The organism is candidate division KSB1 bacterium, assembly GCA_034521575.1.
Lineage (GTDB): Bacteria > Zhuqueibacterota > Zhuqueibacteria > Residuimicrobiales > Krinioviventaceae > JAXHMJ01.
Map to the genome: position 1 here is coordinate 329,541 of JAXHMJ010000002.1, position 22,497 is coordinate 352,037.

Sequence of the window (22,497 nt, forward strand, 5' to 3'; positions counted from 1 at the left end):
ATATGCCGGAGACGTCGGTCAACGCTGCAAACGATTGATTCCGGGATGTGCTGAAATTGATTTTCCACATCCTGATTAAAATTGTTCATATCGCGTCCCTACGGGACGCCGGTTTCGAACGACGATTGTAGCTATAGATATACCGTCCCTGCCGGGACGGGGATTGTGCAAAGTTTCATTATAGCGAGTGTTTTGCAGATTTGAATATGCTTTTGCAAATTGGGGCGGTGCGATCGTTCTGTCTGGTATTCCATGGGCAGGGAGGCGCGGCCACGCTCAACCGCCTACGAATGAATCCGCCGGTGGGCGATGGGGATACGGTCTGCGCTCTTGGCACTATTGCATTGAATGCCGGCCGCGGCCTTGTCCCGTAGGGACAAAATATCTATAGAACCCATGCGAACAAAAATAACGCGCCCCGTTCGGGGTGCGATATGCCGGAGACGGCGTGCAACGCGGCCAACGATTGATTCCGGGATGTGCTGAAATTGATTTTCCACACCCTGATTAAAATTGTTCATATCGCGTCCCTAACGGGACGCCGGTTTCGAACGACGATTGTAGCTATAGATATGCCGTCCCTGCCGGGACTGGTATTTTGCATAAACAAAGGTTCAGCATGCAGAGTTATCTTTTCATCGCCTTCATTCCAGGCAACACACCCTGTCCTGTGGGGACAAGATATCTGTAGCCAGAAGTGCTACCAGATAATCCGTCCCATTGGGATGGATTATGCCGGAACGTAAACCTTACGTCCGTCGTCAATGGCTATTTTTAATCATGATATTGATCCAAACGACACCCAACCTGTCCCGTAGGGACAAAATATCTATAGAACAAACGCGAACAAAAAAAGGCGCCCCGTTCGGGGTGCGATATGCCGGAGACGGCGTGCAACGCGGCCAACGATTGATTCCGGGATGTGCTGAAATTGATTTTCCACACCCTGATTAAAATGGCGCCTGTCGCGTCCCTACGGGCCGCCGGTTTCGAACGATGATTGTAGCTATAGATATGCCGTCCCTACGGGGACGGGGATTGTGCATCATTGAAGGTTCAGCATATCGAGTGTTTCCCGGGTTTGAATATGTCAAGCTTTTGTATATTTTATATTTCGTTGATAGCATAAATTTAAACTTTCCACTTCCTTTAATCCCGGCGTCACCCCAACCTGTCCCGTAGGGACAAAATATCTATAGAACCCATGCGAACAAAAATAACGCGCCCCGTTCGGGGTGCGATATGCCGGAGACGTCGGTCAACGATGCAAACGATTGATTCCGGGATGTGCTGAAATTGATTTTCCACACCCTGATTAACATTGTTCATATTGCGTCCCTACGGGCCGCCGGTTTCGAACGACGATTGTAGCTATAGATATGCCGTCCCTACGGGGACGGGGATTGTGCAAAGTTTCATTATAGCGAGTGTTTTGCGGATTTGAATATGCTTTTGCAAATTTGGCGGTGCGCGGGCGAAAAATGGTTTGCGTTTTTTGAGAAAGGCCGCCGTCGAGCTGATGATCCATGCCCGGATTATACGGTGTCAAAGTCAATTTTTATACGGAATCCTCTTGCCTGGTATTCCGTAGACAGGTAGAGCGCGGCCACGCTCAACCGCCTACGAATGAATCCGCCGGTGGGCGATGGGGATACGGTCTGCGCTCTTGGCACTATTGCATTGAATGCCGGCCGCGGCCTTGTCCCGTAGGGACAAAATATCTATAGAACCCATGCGAAAAATAACGCGCCCCGTTCGGGGTGCGATATGCCGGAGACGGCGTGCAACGCGGCCAACGATTGATTCCGGGATGTGCTGAAATTGATTTTCCACACCCTGATTAACATTGTTCATATTGCGTCCCTACGGGCCGCCGGTTTCGAACGACGATTGTAGCTATAGATATGCCGTCCCTACGGGGACGGGGATTGTGCAAAGTTTCATTATAGCGAGTGTTTTGCGGATTTGAATATGCTTTTGCAAATTTGGCGGTGCGCGGGCGAAAAATGGTTTGCGTTTTTTGAGAAAGGCCGCCGTTGAGCTGATGATCCATGCCCGGATTATACGGTGTCAAAGTCAATTTTTATACGGAATCCTCTTGCCTGGTATTCCGTAGACAGGTAGAGCGCGGCCATGCTCAACCGTCTACGAATGAATCCGCCGGTGGGCGGACAGGGTCTCTGGGTTCGGAAAGGAAAAAATACTCAAGCGATTCTTTGTCTGAATCGCAAGCTATTTTAAAATACAGGTTTTGATCGTCTCCTTCGCCAATGACCGTCCGTTAGCCTTTGCCGGCTAACGGAGGCTTTTATTTCAGAGCCCCGGTATCGCGTCTGCCTTTCGGCTGATTGGCGCCGGGACGGTGAGCGAAGAGGATGCGGTCTGCGCTGCCGCCACGGATTTATACGTAATAAAAAGCAATAATTGTACGTAATCATCTTGTCTGATTTTTCATGGGCACAGGAATTCGGTTATGCTTCTTTATTATATTCAATCCTGTCATTTACCAAATTTGTCCCGTAGGGACAAAATATCTATAGAACCCATGCGGCCAAAAAAAAGCGCCCCGTTAGGGGTGCGATATGCCGGAAACGGAAGCAAACCTCAAATATTGAGTATTGTTTCCATTAATAGAAAAGCTCTTTGCTTTTTTAATACAATTTACATATTTTAAATACAAACAACGTCAAAATATATATCAACCTGGGGATCTATCACTAGGAGGGAACAATGGCAAATACCTATACACAAATCTACCTTCAATTCGTGTTCGCAGTGAAAAACAGAATGTCTTTGATTCAATCGGACTGGAAAGATGAGCTTTATAAATATATCACCGGAATTGCTCAGAATAACAAGCACAAACTCATTGCAATAAATGGAATGCCGGATCATTTGCACCTATTTATTGGTTATAAGCCGCACCAATTAATACCTGACCTTCTTCAGGATATCAAGGGATGTTCGTCTACCTGGATTAATGAGCGTAGACTGGCTTGTGGAAAATTCGGATGGCAAGCCGGATATGGAGCGTTTTCGTATTCGCACTCACAAATCAATAATGTTGCGACGTATATAAAAAATCAGGAAAAACATCATAGAAAGAAATCTTTTAGGACAGAATATATCGAATTTTTAGATAATTTTAACGTTGATTACAGTGATCGTTATATTTTTTATGATATTGAGTAGAATGAAATAACAAAGTTGCATATGTCGTCATTAAAGCACGTGGATTCAGAATTTATATCTAATCTAATATACAGTTTGTCCTTTGTCTCGAAATTGGATATGCCGTAATTTACAAACAACGCAACATACTATTAATCATGTGATGTGCTGAAAGGGGTTTCCCACACCCTGATTAATATTGCGCCTATCGCGTCCCTGACGGGACGCCGGTTTCGAACGACGATTGTAGCTATAGATATACCGTCCCTGCCGGGACGGGGATTGTGCATCATTGAAGAAACAGCTGTCCGAATTTTTTCAATGGTGAATAAAGATATTTGATCAAATTCTATGCTTTGGACATTTCCTAGTCAGTATAAATTGAACATTCTCCAGGATATTTTTTTCTGTCATCACCCCAACCTGTCCCGTAGGGACAAAATATCTATAGAACCCATGCGAACAAAAAAAGGCGCCCCGTTCGGGGCGGCATATGCCGGAGACGTCGGTCAACGATGCCAACGATTGATTCCGGGATGTGCTGAAATTGATTTTCCACACCCTGATTAAAATTGTTCATATTGCGACCCTACGGGCCGCCGGTTTCGAACGACGATTGTAGCTATAGATATGCCGTCCCTGCCGGGACGGGGATTGTGCAAAGTTTCATTATAGCGAGTGTTTTGCGGATTTGAATATGTTTTTGCAAATTGGGGCGGTGCGATCGTTCTGTCTGGTATTCCATGGGCAGGTAGAGCGCGGCCACGCTCAACCGTCTACGAATGAATCCGCCGGTGGGCGATGGGGATACGGTCTGCGCTCTTGCCGCTATTGCATTCAATGCCGGCCGCGGCCTTGTCCCGTAGGGACAAAATATCTCTAGTCAGAATCATCATCATGGTCCCCGTCCCGTCGGGACGGAATAGGCCGGAATTCGACTGGAATATGAATATTGATTCTCGTGAGACGATAGATCAATTTGCTGTTCTACGATTCTTTCTCCGGCGCGGACCGCTCAATCAAAATAATCAAACCCGCCCCAACAACCATCAGCAGCAGCGCAACCGCAAACTCTGACGTAAAGACATCCGGGAAAAACGGCCGATAGCCGGTAATGACCGCCTCACCTTCCTTGATGATCAATTCCCCGGCAGCATCCCGCAGATACAGTGTGTTTTTCCACGGCCACAACACTCCGACCGATCCGAAAATAAATCCTGTGAGCAATCCCAGCGTCGCATTGCGGAAATGTTTAAAAATCCATGCAATCAAATTGGCGAATAAAACCAAACCGAGTCCCGCGCCCAATGCGACGGGCAAAAGGATGGTAAAATCGCGCTGACTCACAGCATGAATCATGACCAGTTGATAATTCCCCATTAAAACCAGAACAAACGACCCCGAAAGTCCGGGCAGGATCATGCTGCACATGCTGACGGCGCCGCAAAGAATCAGGTAAAAAAAACCGTCATTTTCGGTGGCGGGATTGACAAACGAGATAAACAGCGCCAGGGCTGCCCCGGCAATCAGCATGATAAACACCGGCGGGCGCCAGTGTTCGATGCGTCTGCCGACAAAATAGACCGAGGCCAGGATAAGCCCCAGGAAAAAAGACCATACCCATTCCGGATAGCGCTGAAAGAGAAAATCCAATAATTCTGCCAGCGACAGAATGGCAGCGACGATCCCGAAAAGCAGGGACATCAGAAACACGAAATCGGTGTGTTGGGCAAATTTACGCCATTCACGCTGTCCGAGCCATTGCAGCGCCGTCAAATTAAACGATTTGATGGCATTGATGAGCCGCTCAAAAATGCCGAACAACAGCGCCATGGTACCGCCGGACACGCCGGGGATAACGTTGGCGGAGCCCAATGCAAGTCCCTGCAAAAATTGGATGAGATGGTGTTTTTTCATGATCCGCTCGATTTTGTGTAATGCCGATATAAGGTTCGAAATAAAAATACAATGACCAGCCCCTTGGGAAATGGGGACAGGCTGCTATAACAAAAAAAAGCTGGTTTTTTTAAAACCAGCTCTGGTCGGGGCGAGAAGATTTGAACTTCCGACTTCCTGCTCCCGAAGCAGGCGCGCTAACCGGACTGCGCTACGCCCCGATATTGGGAGAATGTATTTGAGATTTGAAACAACCCGCCAGGGGCGGGTATATTTTATTAATTCGCCAACTTTTAATCCATTGACCTCAATGTTATCAGCTTTGATAAAAACCTTTGTTTTGATTCACTGCCAGGTCAGGCTTTTGAAAATGAGTTTGGCAAACAACAGAGTATCCCGAACCGGATGAATGGCGCTGCCTTTATTTGTGTACACGGTGCGAATGGGGATTTCTGCAAAACGGCTCCCGGTTTTACCCAGTTTAATCAGCATTTCAGATTCAACTTGAAACCCTCGTTCACAGAAATTCATGGCCTTTAGAGCGTCTAATCGCAAGGCGCGATATCCGCATTGACTGTCCCGGATGCGTGCGCCGGAAACAAGCGAGACCATAATGGAAGTAATCCCGTTGCTCAATTGACGATGGGCCGGCATACAGCGCTGCCGATCGGTTCGATTTGCGATAATGACATCCGAAACATCGCTTTCAATCGCATGAAAAAAAGCCGGCAGAGAACTGGGGGGATGCTGCAAGTCCGCATCCATCATGATCATCCATCTGTATTTGTGAGCCACGCCGAACCGGATAGCTGACCGAATGGCATCACCCTTGCCAAGATTGCAAGGATGAGAGAGCACGGTGCACTTGCTTTTTCTCGCGCGTTCCGCCGTTGCATCAACGGACCCGTCATCCACAATCAGGATATGTTCGGGATGAATATACTTTGCTATGTCAAAGATCAAGGATTCAATCGTCGATTCTTCATTATATGCTAAAATTGCAATATAACAAGAACTCATAAAGTCTTAAAATATAACAATAAAAAATGATTGATGCAAGTGATTTATTCTATACGTTTGAAAATATTGTAACCATGCGCTGTTTCTACAATATCACTGACTTTGTTGACATCAAGCGATACAATCACAGACTCTATTTTCTGACTAAAATCTCCGCGATCAAAATAACCCAGGTCACCGCCAATAGAGGCGCTCGGCGCGATTGAATGTTGGCGAGCCAATGTTGAAAAATCCTGACCCTGTTCAAGCTTTTGTTTGATCTCCTGCGCTTTTTCCCGCGTTTTGACCATAATATGCAGCGCATGAAATTCTCCGGAATCGTCTGAAGCTTTGAATGCGGTGAGGGACGGCTTCCAGAACCAGCCGGTGAGTTGCACCTGCACCCAGTTGTCCCGTTCCTGCAGAATGGTCATTTCCGTGCCTTTGAGAATAGTGCCGATTTTACGGCCGTTGGGAGCGATACGCAGGTTTTCTTCCGCTACCTTGACGTACATGGTTCTGACCTGTGCAGCGCCCAACGCAGCATACAACAGAATGATGCCCAACAGCAAAACTGACATATGACGATGCTTCATAAATCCTCCGATGATACGGTTAAAGTATTAATAAAATGTTCTATTTGTCCAAGATCAGGTATTCCCGGTTTACCGCCGATGTGAGAGCAGACGATCGCGGAAACCGCTGAAGCGAATTGTGCTGTTTTCCTTAATGTATAACCATTCATGATGCCGTATAAAGAGGCGCCGTGAAATACATCTCCCGCGCCTGTGGTATCTACAACCGGGACCGGAAATGCGCGCTGGTGAAACGATTCCTCTCTGCTGGCCCAGTAACTGCCTTGGGCCCCACAGGTAACCGCCGCGGTTGTAATACCGAAATCTAATAATTTTTTCGCACTTTTCAGAGGGCTTTTTTCTATTTGATGCTCTGAAAACGTCTCGCTGACTATGGCGATATCAACCCATTGAAGCAATTCTTCCGGAATGGGCCGGTTGCTGCCGATATCAATAGACACCCGAGTGTTGTGTCGACGGGCGATTTGAGCGGTTTCAATACAAAGGTCAATGTCTCGACCGTCTATATGCAGAATCTCAGCCTCGCGTATGTGGTTTATACAGGCCTCATTCAGGTCTGAAATACTACTGCCATTACGATTCAGAAAAATAGTTCGGTCTCCGTTTCGTTGATCGATAATGACGAATGATTCGGCTGTCATCCGATCCGGATGTCTTTCCAGAGCGGAACAATCCACATGAAACTGCTCTAATTCGTGCTGCAGAAAATCCGCCATTTCATCGTCACCAACCGTAGAGATAAATGTGCCGGGGATGCCCAATCGTCCCAGCACAGCCAGCGCTGTGGGGACAGGACCGCCGCCCTGCATCACATAATGATCAACGATATTTTTTGTGTTGGGTTCCGGATAATGTTGTGTCAACAGTAAATGGTCGACAACAATTAACCCCAAACCAACGCATCGATAGGGTATGGTCTTTGTCATGGTTCATCAAATAGTTTTGTGATTTGTCGTTCTATGATTTTGGCGTCCGGGTCAAAAGGACCGAGGTCATTTAGCCCCAGCGCCTGCACCGCCGTTTGAATCAATTGATCCGGTTTTGAATCTGATTGCAAATAATACCGCCCCGCTTGCAAAAGCGCCTCAAGCGGACACATGCCAATCAGTTCACTGCCGGTAACATGCACAGATCTTTTTTTTGCCTCTTCCTTGACGGTTTCAAAGGCTGTGTGCATCGGTGTTACGGTAAAATCAACAAGATTCATGGACACCTGAACTTTGTTATATTGCTTCAGGGTCCAGCCAATTGCTTTGCACTGTTTGAGACGGCCGGGGATGTTCTTTACACTGCCGTCCGGATCAACAAGGCGCTTTCCTGATTCCCGGACAACGGCTGCAATTTCTTTTGCAATATCAAGTTCCTCTGTGTCAAGATTTATATTATAAGCGATGAGCAAAGGACGAGCGCCAATGGCGGTGGCTCCGCTGACAGGGTTAAAGCGTGCGGGACCAAAGTCAGGTTTCCATTCAGCTTTTTCGAGTTTTGTCTGAAATCCTTCATATTCACCGCTTCGGATGCAGGAAAGATTGCGCCGGGCATCTATCAGAGCCGCATGCGCGTATAGGTAAACCGGTATGTCAAGTTCTGCGCCTACTTTTTTCCCCAGTTCGCGGGCAAGCGATATACAGTCCCGCATCGACGTACCACTTAATGGAATGAACGGACACACATCTGTGGCGCCAACCCGGGGATGTACACCTTTGTGAGAGCGCATATCAATCAATTCAAAAGCTGTTTGAATGGCGTTAAATGCGGCCTGGAAGACACTCATTTTGTCTCCGGCAAAGGTGATGACCGTTCGGTTTACATCAAAACCGCTGTCTCTATGCAGTACCTTTACCCCGGACACCGATGTGATCGCATCATGGATAGTTTGAATTTTTTTGGCATCCCGTCCTTCACTGAAATTGGGCACGCATTCTACCAGTTTCATCAACCTTTCCAGTTCTCTACCTCGTTTATCAGCTCTTGCACAATCTGATCCTCTTTGATTCGGCGGATGATTTTTCCCTTTTTGAACAAAACAGCGCTGTCTTTTCCACAGGCGACACCGATATCCGCTTCCCGCGCTTCTCCCGGTCCGTTTACCACGCAGCCCATAATGGCCAGTGTCAGTGGTTTATCTATACCCGCCAGACGTTTCTCTACGCTGTCCACAATCGGAATCATATCCACCCGAGTTCGTCCGCAGGTGGGACAGGAAATAATGTTCACACCCGGAGGTGTGAGATTCAGGCTTTTCAGAATTTGCCGCCCGACCGTCACTTCATCCACCGGATCTCCTGTTAAAGAGACGCGCAGGGTATCTCCAATACCATCCGCGAGCAAGATGCCCAGTCCCACCGCGCTTTTGATCGTGCCGCTTTTTACCGTCCCGGCTTCCGTTACCCCGATATGCAGAGGCACATCGGTTTGACGCGCGGCGGATCGATACGCTTCAATGGTTTTTAAAACATCGGATGATTTCAGAGACAAGACCAAATCTTCCGCCCCAAACTCTCTGCACAGGTCGATATTGCGCAATCCGCTGCGCACCAGTGCATTGACTGTGGCGCCGCCTTCCTCGTTCAATAAATCCTTTTCAATTGAACCGGAATTGACACCGACTCGTATGGGGATTTTATATCGGACCGCTTTTTTTACGACTTTTTCTACATATTCTTTTTTTCCGATATTACCGGGATTAATACGGATTTTGTCCGCTCCTGCGTCCAGTGAACCCAGGGCCAGTTTATAGTCAAAATGAATGTCCGCCACCAGGGGGATCGTGATTTGTTTCTTGATCTCTGCAAACGCGGTTAGCGCCTGTTTTTGCGGAACGGCCGTGCGTACAATATCGCAACCGGCGCTTTCCAGAGCCTTGATCTGGTTTACAGTGGCGGCAATGTCTGTTGTATCTGTATTGGTCATACTCTGAATAGCTATTGGAGCATCGCCGCCAATCGGAATATTCCCTACAAATATTTTACGGGTTTTTCTGCGTTTGATCATAATTTTACCATAATTTTCAGCCTGTATTTTATAAAATTTATTGCTGAAAAGCAAGCATTACAGAATAGTTAGCACCGATTTAACGGGAAAATCTGTGTAAAGATTCTGAAAAATGCTTTAAAATATGAAACCTTTTGACTTGCACTACGTTTATACAAGAAAATTTACCGAACGGTAGGTAAGATTTTGCAATATTTTGTCAAATTAAATGTTAAAATCAGGCGATTGGTTGAAACAATGAGAAAAAATATTCGTCTTGAATTTACCGAACGGTAAGTCATAAAACGGGATATAATGATGCAGCAAAATGACAGGCACTGCAGTTCTACAAAAAACACCATTTTTCAGGTCGCTGCAAGACTTTTTTCCGAAAAAGGCTATAACGGTGTTTCCATGCGGGAAATATCCGAGAAATGCAATGTTTCCAAACCGACGATCTATTATTATTTCGGAAGTAAAGAGGGTATTTACAAAGAACTGATCGAGACCGGTGTGGATCATGTGTTTACTACCCTAGAGTCAGCATCAAAACAACCCATTCCGGTCAAGGAACGGCTTGTTTTGATTTTTAAACAATTTTTCCAGGCGGCAAAGACACATCCGGATTATGTCCGCTTTTTTCAAAAACTGTTCACCTCAATGGAAAAGGAACCGGTTCTGGTGGATATGCAGGCGGAAGCTGAAGCACGAGGAAAAATATTAATAACCATGATTCAGGAAGCTGTTGAAACAGGTGAGTTTGGCGCCAGCGCGCATCCTGAACTGGCGGCGCGAATCGTTGGCGGGGTCCTGCAGTCATTTATCTGGCAGCAACTGCATTCGCAAGAGGATGTTTTGAACGATGACCTGGCTGAAGAAATTGTTGAAATGCTTTTTAAAGGATTGAATGAATAAAAAAAAAGTTCGAGATCATGGAGGATTTTATGAAACGTCTAATGTACACAGGGTTGTGTATCATTTTTTTAATCAGTGTCTCGCTGCAGGCTCAGGAGCCTATGGTTCTGACACTCGATAAAAGTGTCTCTATCGCCCTGGAAAACAATCCGGGTTACCAGAGCGCTGAAAAGCAGGTGCAAAAAGCCGAGGCCGGTGTGTGGGAGGCCTATTCACAGGTGCTGCCGCAGGTGAATGCCAACGCCAATGTTCAGCACAACTGGGATATTCAAACCACCCGAATGCCCAACTTTTTAAAACCGGCGTTGCCGGATCAATTCAGCAGCCAGATGCCGGACTATATCGAAGTGGCGTTTGGACTGGAGAATTCGTTCCGTTACGGCGCAAACTTGCAGCAGCCTTTATTTCTCGGCGGCGCCGGACTCTCCGGAATTCAAATGGCTTTGGCCGGAGTCAAGGCCGCCGAATATGACAAGGCTTCCAGAAAACAGTCATTGATTTACAATTCAACCCAGGCGTTTTACTCCTGTATTTTGGCCAAAGAGCTGGTGACGGTTCAGGAAGAGGCGCTGGAACAGGCAAAGGCCAATCTAAATGTGGTGACGAAAAAATACAATGCAGGTACGGCATCCCGGTTTGATAAAATGCGTGCCGAGGTCAATGTGGCCAATACAGAGCCCCAGGCTATTTCAGCCCGAAATAATTATCAGATTGCATTAACACAATTGCGTATGGTCCTGGGTCTGCCCAGGAATCAGGAACTAAAAGTAGACGGCAATTTGCTCTATGAACAGGAATCCATGGCAGAAATGACCTTGAGCGATCTGAAAGACAAAGCCCTGCAATATCGTCCCGAGGTACAGGCGTTTCATGAACAGCGTTATATCGCCAAAAAGGGAATTACAGCGGCGCGCAGTGCGTTTATGCCGAAATTGATATTCCAAACCGATTATTCCTATATGGCGAACCAGAACGACTGGAAACTGAATCAGAATGAATTCAGCAAGGGTTTTACTTCAAGTATCAGTTTGCAGGTGCCGCTGTTCAGCGGATTCAAAAACAATAAATCCTATCAAAAAGCCAAACTGGACTATAAAATCGTCCTGGATCATGACAAGCAGCTAAAAGACGGCATTGTCGCAGAAGTGGAAATGTCATATAATAATCTTCAGGAAGCCGGCGAAAAGTATCAGGCCGCCGCGCAGTCCGTGGAACTCGCGCAAGAGTCTTATCGGCTGGCCAATATGATGTACGAAGAGGGCGCCAGCACGCAACTGGATGTCTGGGCTGCCCAGTCGGCGATGACTCAGGCGCAGCTGAACGAATTGCGGTCTTTGTTTGATTATCAAATGGCCAGATATGAACTGCGCAAAGCAACAGGAACATTAACCGGACTATTAGAATAACTTTGGGAGAAACCAATGAAACGTATATTATCTATAGGTTGTGTCGTACTGGTTATTTCAGTACTGCTCGGATGCGCAACAGGTGTCGAGGAAAAAGAACAGGATGTTCGTGTTCCGGTGACCGTACAAACTGTAACGCGTGGTGATCTGGAACAATCGCTCACCTACCAGGGTGATATCAAAGCCCGGGTGGAGGTCAGAGTTTTTTCCAAGATTCCCGACCGCATTGCGCGTTTCTTTGTAAAAGAGGGAGATGTGGTGAAAAAAGGAGAACCGCTGGCTGAAATTTACGCGACTTCCATCCGTCAGGGTGTGAGACAAGCCCGGGCTGCATTATCCGCCGCTGAAGCACAGCATTCCAATATGAAAGAAGAGTTTCAACGCAGCGAACGGCTTTTTAAAGAGGGTGCGGTGAGTCAACAACAGTATGATCAGGTTAAAACTCAATACAAAGCCGCCAAAGCGCAACTGGAACAGGCTGAAGCGGGATTGCAAAGCGCAAAAGAGGGATTAAAGGATGCCACGGTTACTTCGCCCATTCAGGGGGTGGTCGGCAGACGCTATATGGAAGCCGGTGATATGGCATCACCCGGTATGCCGCTTATTTTGATGGTTCAGATGGACAGCGTAGAGATCCGGTTCGACGTGACTGAAAATGATCTCGGCAAAATCAAGACGGGACAAACTGCGCGTGTTCATATTAAAAGTTATAAAGATAAAGTGTTTACAGGTAAGGTTAAACGCATCAGTCCGGTTCTGGATCCGATGACGCGTATGGCGACGGTTAAAGTTCATATTGATAACCCTGAAGGGTTGCTGCGTTCCGGTATGTACGCCAAAGTTGAAATTGTGACCGGCATTGTGGAAAACACGATCCTGGTGCCGAGATTTGCGACGCTTGAAAATACACGTCTAAACCGTGAGAGCAGCGGCAACCAGGTGGTCAAAGAATATCATGTGTTTGTCGTAAAAGACAGCCTGGCTGAGCAACGGACACTGGATATTAATTACATCAACCATGTGCGCATGGCTGTGGACAGCGGTCTGCAAGTCGGAGAAAAACTGATTGTAGAAGGCCAGAACAATATCAAAGACCAAACACCTGTCAAGATCGTCAAAGAGGAAAGTGAATTATGAAATTATCCAAAGTATCCATACGCCGCGGCGTGACATTTACGATGATCTACTTGATCGCTGTCGGATTCGGATTGTTCGGGTTAACCCAGTTGAAACTGAATCTTTATCCTGAACTCGAATTTCCGATGATGGTGGTGATTTCACAATATTCCGGTGTCGGACCGGAAGATATAGAGACGGTTGTGACCCGTCCGATTGAGGAGGCGGTTGCAACCTCGGAAAATATTAAAGAGGTCAGTTCTGAATCCAAACAGGGTCTCTCCCTGGTGTATCTTGAATTTGCCTGGGGCACGGATATGGACCAGGCGGAAATGGATGTCCGGAATAATCTCGATTATATCCGCGATTATCTGCCCGCTGATATGAGCGATCCTCTTTTGTTTAAATTTGATATTTCGCAAATGCCGATCATGTACATTATGGTGAATTCGGACCAGCATGGACCTGCCGAATTGCGGCAGATTGCATTGGATGAAGTTGAACCGCGTCTGGAACGTATTCCCGGTGTGGCAACGGCCAATACATCGGGCGGACTGACTCGTGAAATTCGGGTGATGATTGATCCGGTGAGATTGCGTGCGCATCACCTTGCCATTCAGCAGGTCACCGCTGCCTTGCAGCAAAACAATCTGCAGATACCGTCCGGGTTTATCGATGATCAGCACACCGAGTTTTCCATACAGACGCAGGGCGAGTATGACAATGTTGAGCAGATTCGAAATACGGCTGTCACAACCATGAACGGTTCTGTGATCCGCGTTCGCGATGTGGCGGATGTCATTGACGGATTCAAGGAGGTCCGACAGCAAGTCTGGACCAATGGCCGACCGGCGGTGATGGTGTTTTTACAGAAACAATCGGATGCCAACATTGTCAACACATCGGATCGGATCAATGCGCAAATGGCTGATCTCCAGAGCGCCATGCCTGAAGGGGTAAGCCTGGATATTTTCTGGGATCAGGCGGATTTTATCAATCAATCCATGTCCAATCTGGGCAGTACAGCGGTTCAGGCCATTGTCCTGGCGTTTCTTGTCCTGTTGTTCTTTTTACGCAATTTCCGCAGTTCACTCATTGTTGCCGTGTCTATTCCGATTTCAATATTACTCAGCTTTGCTGTCATGATGCTGGCTGATCTTACATTGAATGTGATTTCTATGGCCGGATTGGCGCTGGCGGTCGGGTTGCTTGTGGATAACGCGATTGTGGTGTTGGAGAGTATTTACCGGCTGCATGAGGAAGAAGGTCAGCCGGCTGATAAAGCCGCCGACCAGGGCGCCTCTGAAGTGGGGATGGCCATTACAGCTTCGACATTGACCACAATTTCGGTATTTGTCCCCATTCTCTTTGTCCCGGGTCTATCCGGACAATTGTTCCGGGACATGGGCTTGACCATTTGTTTTTCGTTGATTGTTTCCCTGCTGGTGGCGCTGACCCTGATTCCGTTGCTGGCATCACGCTTTTTGCGCGTTCGCCAGGTGCATAAACAAAAAGGCATGCTCGGGAACTGGGCGCGCCGCATCGAAACCATGATGAATCGGTTGTACGCCCGTTACGGCAAATGGCTGGACTGGAGTCTTTTGCATCGCAAAATTGTTATTCTGCTATCCATGGGTGCGTTTGTCGTCTCTGTCATCATATTGGTTATGCTCGGCGCCGAGTTTCTTCCGGAAAATGATATGGGATTCATTGAAATGCAGGTGGAGCGCTCTCCGGGTATCAGTCTGAATGAAATGGCGAAAACCATGCGAACCATGGAAGATATTGTACGTGAAGAAGTACCGGAAGCCAAATTGACTTATGTGGATTTCGGCCAGGGTGAAGGAATCATGGCGCTGTTTGGGTCACAGGGATCGAACCGGGGTTCCATGCAAATTACGCTGCCGGATCAAAGCGAGCGCGAGCGCAGCCAGTTTGAAATTCAGGATGTGTTGCGGGACCGCTTTAATGAATTGCCGGATACTGAAGTGAAATTTATTCAAGGCGGATTTAACCAAATGTTCGGCGAAGGTGATATTGTGATACAAATATTCGGTTTTGATCTGGAGGTTGCGCGTGCGCTTTCTGAGGAGATCAAGACCAAAGTAAGCGAAATTGAAGGCGTAGATTTTGTTCAAAGCACGCTTGAAGATGCTTCACCCGAACTGGCTATCAATCTGGACCGCGATCGCATTGCCGATCTTGGTTTGAGTACCGCACAGGTTGGCGGCACCCTGCAGAACAGTCTGCTGGGGAATGTGGCGACCCGGTACCGCGAAGGCGGGGATGAATATGATGTTCGGGTGCGTCTGGCAGAAGAATACCGAACCAGCAAGCAGTATCTGGATAATATTTTGTTCGTCACACCACAGGGCCGACAAGTGCCGTTACGCGCTATATCCAATATTGAATACAGCAATGCTCCTCAAACCATCAACCGGGAAGACCAGGAACGTCAGGTCAGTGTGAATATTGATATCGCCGGACGGGATTTGAAAAGCGTAACAAAAGATGTCAGAAACGTCGTTGATGATATCGCAGTTCCCACTAATTTCCGACTGGAAATCGGCGGTGCGGCTGAAGAACAGCAGGAATCATTCTTTTATCTGCTGCTGGCGATGTTTATCGCGGTTATTTTAACGTATATGGTTATGGCTTCACAGTTTGAATCCTTTATCGATCCGTTTGTCATTTTGTTCACAGTTCCCCTGTCCTTTATCGGGGTCGCGTTGGGCCTTTTACTGACCGGTACCATATTCAGCGCAATCGTCTTTATCGGCGTTATTATGCTGGTGGGGATCGTGGTCAATAACGGTATTGTGCTAATTGATTATATCAATCAACTCAGAGATCGCAATTATGAACTGTTTGATGCCATACGTGAAGCTGGACGGGTGCGTATCCGACCGGTGCTGATGACGGCTTTGACAACCATTCTGGCGATGTTTCCACTGGCGCTGGGACTGGGCGCCAGCGGTGAATCCTGGGCTCCCATGGCCCGCGCCGTGATGGGAGGTCTGATTGTGGCCACCGGTCTGACCTTAATTGTGGTGCCGACCATCTATGCAACGCTCGAGGTGCGAAGCAGACGCCGAAAAGAAAAAAAAGCTGCAAAACAGGCGCGGATAGAGAACGCCTGATCAAAAAAAAAGGCGTCCCGACGCGGGGACGCCTTTTTTGTTCTTGCATTTACCTTTGATTTTTTATAATTTTAGACCAAAGGAGGTGCGCTATGAAATGTTACAAATGCGGACATGAAATTGAATATGCACCCAGTCAGCGTATCGGATCAACGGATACGTGCCCAAAGTGCAAGACTTGTTTACATTGTTGTTTGAATTGCAAGTTTTATGATCCGGCCAGCTGGAATGAATGCCGGGAGGCCATGGCGGAATGGGTGAAAATCAAGGACAAACCGAACAAGTGTACCTATTTTCAAGCCTGTGAACACGAGACGGTTTATTCCGAAAGCCGGGCCCAAGAGGCGCGAAAAAATCTGGACTCGCTGTTTAAAAAAAGCAAATAATACCGCTTGGGGGCCATTTAAAAAAGCGGCATGACATCCGCATACCTTCCATTTCAGGTATACAACCAAATCGCCGACGATTTATTTGTAGATTTGCATTAAAAATATTAAATTACGTCTTTAATATCATGAATAAAATTGAGGACTCTATGACTTTGGGTAATACTACTATAGAACCGTCTGTGGTTCAGAATGCTGCAAAAAAATTCGGCACGCCGTTTTATTTATATGATGAACAGACGATATTGAACAAGTGTCACAAAGTATTAAAAATGCCGCATGCCTATGGACTGAGTGTCAGTTATGCCATGAAAGCCAACTCGAACCGGGCTCTGCTGCAGTTAATCACAAATCTGGGAATTGATCTGGATACCAGCTCGCTGAATGAGGCGCTGCGTGCCCATATGGCGGGCATTCCTTTCTCTCGTATGGAATTAACCTCTCAGCAGGTCCCGCTTGGAAAAGAACGCGAAACACTTGAATCATGCTTGCTGGACGGGCTGAAATATAATGTCTGTTCCCTGCGGCAGCTCAAATTGATTTCAGAGTTTGCCCGGACGCATAACCTGAAATTATCCATGCGCGTTCATCCGGGAGTCGGTTCAGGCGAATCCGTGACCCGAAATACGGGTGACAAGTATTCCTGTTTTGGCGTGCATCTGGAGGATTTACCCAAAGCCGTTAAATTTGCACGGGAACAAGAATTAACCATTGATCAAATCCATATCCATATTGGTTCCGGCGGGGATCCCAAACTCTGGCGCGAAAATATTGACCGCGAACTGCAGTTGGTTGAAACTTTTTTCCCTGATGTCAAGACCGTGAACCTGGGAGGCGGGTTCAAGGAAGCCCGCATGCCGGATGAAACACAGGCTGATATCAAGGCATTGGGTCAGTATGCAAAAGATCGTTTCAAAGCGTTTGCAAAACGCACCGGCCGCAAGTTGAACATGCAAATCGAGCCCGGAACCTATCTGGTGGCCAATGCCGGTTTTCTGGTGACCCGGGTGATGGATAAAAAGTCGACCGGAGAAGATGGTTTTAACTTTCTGATCACCGACGGCGGGATGGAAGCCAATACCCGGCCGTTGCTCTACGGGTCCCGCCATCCTTTTTATGTCATCTCAAAAGAGGGCGATCTCTATTCTTCGGAATATGATCTCGGTCATTTGATGGAAGAAGCCGATTATCGGGTTGTGGTGGGACGTTGCTGCGAAAGCGGTGATTCCCAGAGCCTGGATTCCCGCGGACATATTATTCCGCGACTCTTGTCTGAACCGGACCTCGAGGATTATCTGGTGGTGGGCGGCACCGGCGCCTATACCTCGGCAATGAGTTTGAAAAATTATAATTCCTATGTAACCCCACCCGAGGTTCTGCTGCGCACACACGGTGAATTGAAATTGATACGCTCCGAAGAAACTCTGGAACAGATGATACAAAATGAACATTCATTAGACTGATCAATAGGTGAAAAAATATTAGCCGAACCGGGAATAAAAGACCAGGTTTGATTGTCAAAACAGGGCATATTTAACTAAAACGAGATGGACGATGAAAAAAAGAAGATTTATAATTGTTGCTTCTTTACTTGGACTTTTACTGGCAAGTTTCTTACTGATGCGTTTTTTAATTGCTCAGAAAAAAGATTTTGTCAAAACGCCGACAAAGCCCGGCGACCGATATGTGAAAGCAGAGCCTGTAAAATACACCACTTTGAAATCGATCGTAAACGGAGAGGGCCGGGTGCTCTCAAGCGCCGAGCTGGATTTGATAGCCGAAGCCTCCGGTAAAATAGAGCGAGGGGATGTGCCGTTGAAAACCGGTCAATCCTTTCAGCGAGGGGATGTTCTTTTAACCGTCTACAAAGACGAGGTGGAACTGGCTCTCAAAGCGCAGAAAAGCAGTTTTCTGAATCGGCTGGCCAATGTCCTGCCTGATCTGCAGATTGATTTTCCGGATCGTTATCCGGAATTCAAAGAGTTTTTCAACGCTGTCAATCTGGATGACGATATGCCGCCGCTGCCCGATTATACATCTGAAAAATTGAAAATATTTCTTGCCGGACAAAATATATTGAATGACTATTATTCGATTGTAAAAAATGAAAAACAATTGAAACGCCATACATTGTACGCTCCGTTTAACGGTACATTTCTGAGTGTCAGTTTGGAAGTGGGCGCCTATACAAATGTCGGGGGAAGAATAGCACGCATCATTCATACTGATACCGTTGAAGTGCAGGTGCCGATCGAGAATGGATTTGCAAAATGGATTCGAGTGGGAGCCCCGGTTACACTGCAGGCGTCCGAAACAGGCCAGACCTGGCAGGGTAATGTGATTCGCATTGCGGAATTTGTAGACAAAACGACTCAGTCGCGTCCCGTGTTCGTTCAAGTCCCGTTGATGAACCAGACGCAGCTGTATGCCGGCCAATATCTCTCTGCATCTTTCAAAGGCGGTCAGATCCATGATGTCATGGAAATTCCACGCAACGCAATTTTTAATTTTAATACGGTGTTTGTGGTGCGGGAGGGACGTCTGAAAAAAGAGACCATCGATATTGTCAAAGTGAATGATCAAACTGTCTTTTTCCGGGGTGTAGAACCGGGTACATTTATTGTTGTGCAGCCCTTGATCAACGTGTCTGAAAATATTCCCGTTAAAATTCTCGGCCGCGATGAACCCGCGAACAGACTTGAGCCAGCTGAACTATTTGAGGATTATGATGTTTCGTCGAATCGTATCAACCTTTGTAAAGTTTCCGTTTTATGCCAATCTGTTGATCGCCTTTATACTGATCGCAGGTCTGGTGTCCTTTTCAAATCTTAAAAAATCGTTTTTTCCGGAAACCACATCGCGCATCATTACCATTTCGGTGTTCTATCCGGGCGCCTCGCCGATTGAAATGGAAGAAGGAATTACCACTCGTATCGAAGCGGCTGTTCGCGGAATTGTCGGTATTAAAGAAATTACATCAACCTCGTCTGAGAACAGTTCCCGGGTCACCATCGAAACCACCGGCGAATATGATATTGATGAAGTATTGATGGAAGTCAAAAACGCCGTGGACGGTATATCCGCGATGCCCAGCGCTGCGGAACGGCCCGTTATTTACAAACAGCGGAACACGTCAAGAGCCGCGTTTGTCACTTTGTCCGGACCGGATGATATTTTTACGCTGCATGATTATGCGTATCGCATCGAGGACGATCTTTTAAATTCCGGTGTGATCAGTCAGGTGAATTTATGGGGACTTCCTACGCCGGAAATATCGGTCGAGGTCAGCGAATCTGATCTGATTCGATATGATCTGACTTTGAGTGAAATCGCTTCCGCTGTTTTAAATAACAATCGTGATTTTTCCGGCGGTCAAATTAAATCTAAAAATGAAGAGATGCTCATCCGCTTGCGCTCGCGCAGCGCAGATCCGGATAAAATCGGCAATATCGTCCTCCGGGGCAGTGAATCCGGCGCTCAGCTGCGTATTCGTGATGTCGCTGTGGTTAAAAAACAGACACCGCAAAATTTTTATCCCACCTTTGGAAACGGGAAAAAATCCATCACGTTTTCGATTGATAAATTACCGGAAGAAGACCTCGAGGCCATTACAGATTATATGAATAATTATGTGGAAGAGTTTAACAGCACCCATTCCGGTGTCGAAATGCGTCTCATCTTTAGTTTTTTTGAGGTTCTTTCCAGTCGGTTGAATGTACTGCTCAACAACGGATTGATCGGCTTTTGTCTGGTGCTCCTGACGTTAACCCTGTTCCTGAATTTTCGCGTTTCTGCCTGGGTGGCCTGGGGCATTCCGGCGTTTTTTCTGGCCATGTTTATCCTGGCCAATGCCTATGGGATCACCATCAATATGATGTCCTTGTTCGGAATGATTCTGGTGATCGGTATTCTGGTGGATGATGGAATTGTGATTGGAGAAAATATTTTTCATCATTTCGAACAGGGAAAGAATCCGCGTCTGGCCGCTGTGGAGGGAACCATGGAAGTGGCGCCTGCGGTTGTGACGTCTGTCTTGACCACGGTCGTTGCCTTTGCGCCCCTGCTTTTTATGCAAGGCACCCAGTTCGAGGCGCAATGGGAAATGGCCTTTATCGTGATTGTATCTCTTTTGTTATCTTTGGTTGAAGCCTTTTTTATTCTCCCGGCTCATTTGGGAAATGAACACGTATTGCGGCGCCGCAAGCCGGCGAGCGGGTTTAGCGTCCGCAAATACACGGAACGCGGTTTCAGTTGGCTGCGCGAACATGTTTATGTGGGATTGCTGAAATTCATGCTGAAATGGCGCTGGGTGATGATCGGTGTGCCGGCCGCGCTGCTCATGATCACAATGGGTCTGTTCCTGGGCGGATTTATCAACAGCACGTTTTTCCCGGTGGTGGACTTTGACAGTTTTGAGATTAATATTGCTTTTGTTCCCGGGTCCGGTGAAGAACAAACCTACGATTATTTGCATCAGTTTGAGGCTGCCGTGAAACGGGTGGATCAGCAATTGATGGATGAACTGGGTATGGATGAACCGGTCATCGATGATACCCGTTTGAGGGTCGGCAGCGCTTTTTCCGGTCGCGAACAGGGCGCGCATGCCGGACGGCTGATGGTGTGGCCGCGTGATCTGACCAATATGGAATTGACCGGAATGGAAATCGCCGAACGCGTGCGGCGTGAGATCGGACCGGTTCCGGAAGCGGAAAAATATACCGTCGGCGGCCGCAACCGCTGGGGGTCTCCGGTTTCCATCAGTCTTTTAAGCCGCAATCTGGAAGCGCTGGATTCCGCTAAAATCATGCTGATGGCAGAGCTGGAAGAAATGCCGATTCTCAAGGATATCGTGGATAACAATGCCCAGGGCAAACAGGAAATTCGTCTGCACCTGAAACCCAGGGCTTATTTTCTCGGACTGAATCAGAGCGATATTGCCCGACAGGTGCGCGAAGGCTTTTTCGGGGGACAGGCTCAACGCCTTCAGGAAGGCCGGGAGGAACTGCGGGTATGGGTACGCTATCCGCCTGAAGATCGGCGCTTTATGGGACAATTGGAACGCATGAAAATTAAAACACGCGATGGCGAGTATCCCCTCATCGAATTGGCCGATTATAGCATCGAACGTGGTCCGGTCAGTATTCAGCGTTACAACGGACAACGCGAGGTGCGGGTCGATGCTGATCTTGTGGATCCGTACGCGTCTGTGCCGGATATCCTGTCACAGATCACGCGCGATATCGTCCCCGATATTCAGGCCCAATATCCCGGCATACGCGTGTTGTACCAGGGTCAGCAAAAAGAAAGCATGATTGCCGCCAATAAATTAAGATCTCTGTTTATCATTGCCTTTGCTGTTATCATTTTGATTATCATGATCCATTTTAAATCCTTTGAACAGGCGGCTATTGTCCTGCTGATGATTCCCCTGTCGCTTTTGGGGGCCTTCTGGGGCCACTGGCTGCATGGAAAGCCGGTATCGATGCTGAGTATCCTGGGTATGGTGGCCCTGACCGGCGTGATTGTCAATGATGCGGTGATCTTTTTGTCAAAATACAATAATTACATTGCTTCCGGCGCCAAAATCAAACAGGCCATCATTGAAACCGGCAAAAACCGTTTGCGCCCGATTGTCTTGACAACCTTGACCACAACCATCGGACTGTATCCCCTGATCCTGGAAAAAAGTTTTCAGGCGCAGTTTCTCATCCCCATGGCCATTTCTCTGGCTTATGGTGTGGCATTCGGCACTTTGTTCATTCTCATCTTTTTTCCGGTGCTCATCCACATCTTGAACGATATTCGCCGGCTGGCCTATGGGTTGTGGAACAAAAAAACATATGAACCCGAACAAGTTGAAGTCGCCGTGCTTTACAGCGAGCGTCATATAGAATAGGAG

At 47.4% G+C, this 22,497-nt stretch carries 19 protein-coding genes and 1 tRNA gene; 10 read left to right on the top strand and 10 right to left on the bottom strand.

The genetic code is table 11. The annotated features are described in order from the left end of the window. Positions 1 to 284: 284 nt before the first annotated feature. Positions 285 to 521, bottom strand: a complete 237-nt coding sequence (locus tag U5R06_04215) for a hypothetical protein (GenBank protein MDZ7722036.1) — start codon at positions 519 to 521, stop codon at positions 285 to 287. Positions 522 to 1,620: 1,099 nt separating this feature from the next. Next, positions 1,621 to 1,854: a hypothetical protein gene (locus U5R06_04220; protein MDZ7722037.1), complete on the bottom strand. Its 234-nt coding sequence runs from the start codon at positions 1,852 to 1,854 to the stop codon at positions 1,621 to 1,623. Positions 1,855 to 2,730: 876 nt separating this feature from the next. Between U5R06_04220 and tnpA the strand changes: the two genes are divergently transcribed. Both tnpA and U5R06_04230 read left to right on the top strand, forming a co-directional pair. After that, entirely contained in the window at positions 2,731 to 3,192 is a 462-nt protein-coding gene (gene tnpA / locus U5R06_04225) for an IS200/IS605 family transposase (protein ID MDZ7722038.1), read from the top strand. A 144-nt stretch (positions 3,193 to 3,336) separates the two neighbouring features. Continuing rightward, positions 3,337 to 3,513, top strand: coding sequence for a hypothetical protein (locus U5R06_04230; GenBank protein MDZ7722039.1), 177 nt, complete (start codon positions 3,337 to 3,339; stop codon positions 3,511 to 3,513). A 434-nt stretch (positions 3,514 to 3,947) separates the two neighbouring features. On the opposite strand, the gene U5R06_04235 is transcribed toward U5R06_04230, so the two are convergent. The 8 genes from U5R06_04235 to ispG form a co-directional block, all read right to left on the bottom strand. Beyond that, the gene (locus U5R06_04235; protein ID MDZ7722040.1) at positions 3,948 to 4,070 is read right to left on the bottom strand and encodes a hypothetical protein; all 123 of its coding nucleotides are present in this window, start codon (positions 4,068 to 4,070) and stop codon (positions 3,948 to 3,950) included. A gap of 88 nt (positions 4,071 to 4,158) precedes the next feature. Further along, complete coding sequence (locus tag U5R06_04240) at positions 4,159 to 5,088, bottom strand: DUF368 domain-containing protein (protein ID MDZ7722041.1); 930 nt, start codon at positions 5,086 to 5,088, stop codon at positions 4,159 to 4,161. Between the two features lie 122 nt (positions 5,089 to 5,210). Then, a tRNA-Pro gene (locus tag U5R06_04245) sits at positions 5,211 to 5,288 on the bottom strand. A gap of 124 nt (positions 5,289 to 5,412) precedes the next feature. Continuing rightward, positions 5,413 to 6,087 (bottom strand): glycosyltransferase family 2 protein, encoded by a 675-nt coding sequence (locus tag U5R06_04250; GenBank protein ID MDZ7722042.1) that lies wholly within the window; start codon positions 6,085 to 6,087, stop codon positions 5,413 to 5,415. 44 nt (positions 6,088 to 6,131) lie between these two features. Then, positions 6,132 to 6,662, bottom strand: a complete 531-nt coding sequence (locus U5R06_04255) for a peptidylprolyl isomerase (GenBank protein MDZ7722043.1) — start codon at positions 6,660 to 6,662, stop codon at positions 6,132 to 6,134. Beyond that, positions 6,659 to 7,588 (bottom strand): PfkB family carbohydrate kinase, encoded by a 930-nt coding sequence (locus tag U5R06_04260; GenBank protein ID MDZ7722044.1) that lies wholly within the window; start codon positions 7,586 to 7,588, stop codon positions 6,659 to 6,661. The genes U5R06_04255 and U5R06_04260 overlap by 4 nt, the downstream gene beginning before the upstream one ends. Continuing rightward, positions 7,585 to 8,598, bottom strand: coding sequence for a glutamate formimidoyltransferase (gene ftcD, locus U5R06_04265; protein ID MDZ7722045.1), 1,014 nt, complete (start codon positions 8,596 to 8,598; stop codon positions 7,585 to 7,587). Before ftcD ends, U5R06_04260 begins: the two co-directional genes overlap by 4 nt. Continuing rightward, a complete protein-coding gene (ispG, locus tag U5R06_04270) occupies positions 8,598 to 9,656 on the bottom strand; it encodes a flavodoxin-dependent (E)-4-hydroxy-3-methylbut-2-enyl-diphosphate synthase (protein MDZ7722046.1) in 1,059 nt (352 codons plus the stop codon). The genes ftcD and ispG overlap by 1 nt, the downstream gene beginning before the upstream one ends. 294 nt (positions 9,657 to 9,950) lie before the next feature. Here ispG and U5R06_04275 point away from each other — a divergent pair, with 294 nt between their 5' ends. The 8 genes from U5R06_04275 to U5R06_04310 all read left to right on the top strand — a co-directional run bounded on the left by U5R06_04275 (position 9,951) and on the right by U5R06_04310 (position 22,494). Next, entirely contained in the window at positions 9,951 to 10,550 is a 600-nt protein-coding gene (locus U5R06_04275) for a TetR/AcrR family transcriptional regulator (GenBank protein ID MDZ7722047.1), read from the top strand. 29 nt (positions 10,551 to 10,579) lie between these two features. Further along, positions 10,580 to 11,956: a TolC family protein gene (locus tag U5R06_04280; protein ID MDZ7722048.1), complete on the top strand. Its 1,377-nt coding sequence runs from the start codon at positions 10,580 to 10,582 to the stop codon at positions 11,954 to 11,956. A 15-nt stretch (positions 11,957 to 11,971) separates the two neighbouring features. Next, a complete protein-coding gene (locus U5R06_04285) occupies positions 11,972 to 13,093 on the top strand; it encodes an efflux RND transporter periplasmic adaptor subunit (protein ID MDZ7722049.1) in 1,122 nt (373 codons plus the stop codon). Then, on the top strand, positions 13,090 to 16,212 hold the full coding sequence (locus U5R06_04290; GenBank protein ID MDZ7722050.1) for an efflux RND transporter permease subunit: 3,123 nt from the start codon (positions 13,090 to 13,092) through the stop codon (positions 16,210 to 16,212). Before U5R06_04285 ends, U5R06_04290 begins: the two co-directional genes overlap by 4 nt. 92 nt (positions 16,213 to 16,304) lie before the next feature. Beyond that, on the top strand, positions 16,305 to 16,598 hold the full coding sequence (locus U5R06_04295; GenBank protein MDZ7722051.1) for a hypothetical protein: 294 nt from the start codon (positions 16,305 to 16,307) through the stop codon (positions 16,596 to 16,598). 149 nt (positions 16,599 to 16,747) lie between these two features. Beyond that, positions 16,748 to 18,061: a diaminopimelate decarboxylase gene (locus tag U5R06_04300; protein ID MDZ7722052.1), complete on the top strand. Its 1,314-nt coding sequence runs from the start codon at positions 16,748 to 16,750 to the stop codon at positions 18,059 to 18,061. 91 nt (positions 18,062 to 18,152) lie between these two features. After that, positions 18,153 to 19,430, top strand: a complete 1,278-nt coding sequence (locus U5R06_04305) for an efflux RND transporter periplasmic adaptor subunit (protein ID MDZ7722053.1) — start codon at positions 18,153 to 18,155, stop codon at positions 19,428 to 19,430. Continuing rightward, positions 19,324 to 22,494, top strand: a complete 3,171-nt coding sequence (locus tag U5R06_04310; GenBank protein ID MDZ7722054.1) for an efflux RND transporter permease subunit — start codon at positions 19,324 to 19,326, stop codon at positions 22,492 to 22,494. The genes U5R06_04305 and U5R06_04310 overlap by 107 nt, the downstream gene beginning before the upstream one ends. The last annotated feature ends 3 nt before the right edge of the window (positions 22,495 to 22,497 follow it).

What these genes read in the sequence shown, in the direction of transcription:
- U5R06_04215 (MDZ7722036.1), bottom strand. Translation starts at nt 521, where the DNA reads ATGAACAATTTTAATCAGGGTGTGGAAAATCAATTTCAGCACATCCCG.
- U5R06_04220 (MDZ7722037.1), bottom strand. Translation starts at nt 1,854, where the DNA reads ATGAACAATGTTAATCAGGGTGTGGAAAATCAATTTCAGCACATCCCG.
- tnpA (MDZ7722038.1), top strand. Translation starts at nt 2,731, where the DNA reads ATGGCAAATACCTATACACAAATCTACCTTCAATTCGTGTTCGCAGTG.
- U5R06_04235 (MDZ7722040.1), bottom strand. Translation starts at nt 4,070, where the DNA reads ATGATGATGATTCTGACTAGAGATATTTTGTCCCTACGGGACAAGGCC.
- U5R06_04240 (MDZ7722041.1), bottom strand. Translation starts at nt 5,088, where the DNA reads ATGAAAAAACACCATCTCATCCAATTTTTGCAGGGACTTGCATTGGGC.
- U5R06_04250 (MDZ7722042.1), bottom strand. Translation starts at nt 6,087, where the DNA reads ATGAGTTCTTGTTATATTGCAATTTTAGCATATAATGAAGAATCGACG.
- U5R06_04255 (MDZ7722043.1), bottom strand. Translation starts at nt 6,662, where the DNA reads ATGAAGCATCGTCATATGTCAGTTTTGCTGTTGGGCATCATTCTGTTG.
- U5R06_04260 (MDZ7722044.1), bottom strand. Translation starts at nt 7,588, where the DNA reads ATGACAAAGACCATACCCTATCGATGCGTTGGTTTGGGGTTAATTGTT.
- ftcD (MDZ7722045.1), bottom strand. Translation starts at nt 8,598, where the DNA reads ATGAAACTGGTAGAATGCGTGCCCAATTTCAGTGAAGGACGGGATGCC.
- ispG (MDZ7722046.1), bottom strand. Translation starts at nt 9,656, where the DNA reads ATGATCAAACGCAGAAAAACCCGTAAAATATTTGTAGGGAATATTCCG.
- U5R06_04275 (MDZ7722047.1), top strand. Translation starts at nt 9,951, where the DNA reads ATGATGCAGCAAAATGACAGGCACTGCAGTTCTACAAAAAACACCATT.
- U5R06_04280 (MDZ7722048.1), top strand. Translation starts at nt 10,580, where the DNA reads ATGAAACGTCTAATGTACACAGGGTTGTGTATCATTTTTTTAATCAGT.
- U5R06_04285 (MDZ7722049.1), top strand. Translation starts at nt 11,972, where the DNA reads ATGAAACGTATATTATCTATAGGTTGTGTCGTACTGGTTATTTCAGTA.
- U5R06_04290 (MDZ7722050.1), top strand. Translation starts at nt 13,090, where the DNA reads ATGAAATTATCCAAAGTATCCATACGCCGCGGCGTGACATTTACGATG.
- U5R06_04295 (MDZ7722051.1), top strand. Translation starts at nt 16,305, where the DNA reads ATGAAATGTTACAAATGCGGACATGAAATTGAATATGCACCCAGTCAG.
- U5R06_04300 (MDZ7722052.1), top strand. Translation starts at nt 16,748, where the DNA reads ATGACTTTGGGTAATACTACTATAGAACCGTCTGTGGTTCAGAATGCT.
- U5R06_04305 (MDZ7722053.1), top strand. Translation starts at nt 18,153, where the DNA reads ATGAAAAAAAGAAGATTTATAATTGTTGCTTCTTTACTTGGACTTTTA.
- U5R06_04310 (MDZ7722054.1), top strand. Translation starts at nt 19,324, where the DNA reads ATGATGTTTCGTCGAATCGTATCAACCTTTGTAAAGTTTCCGTTTTAT.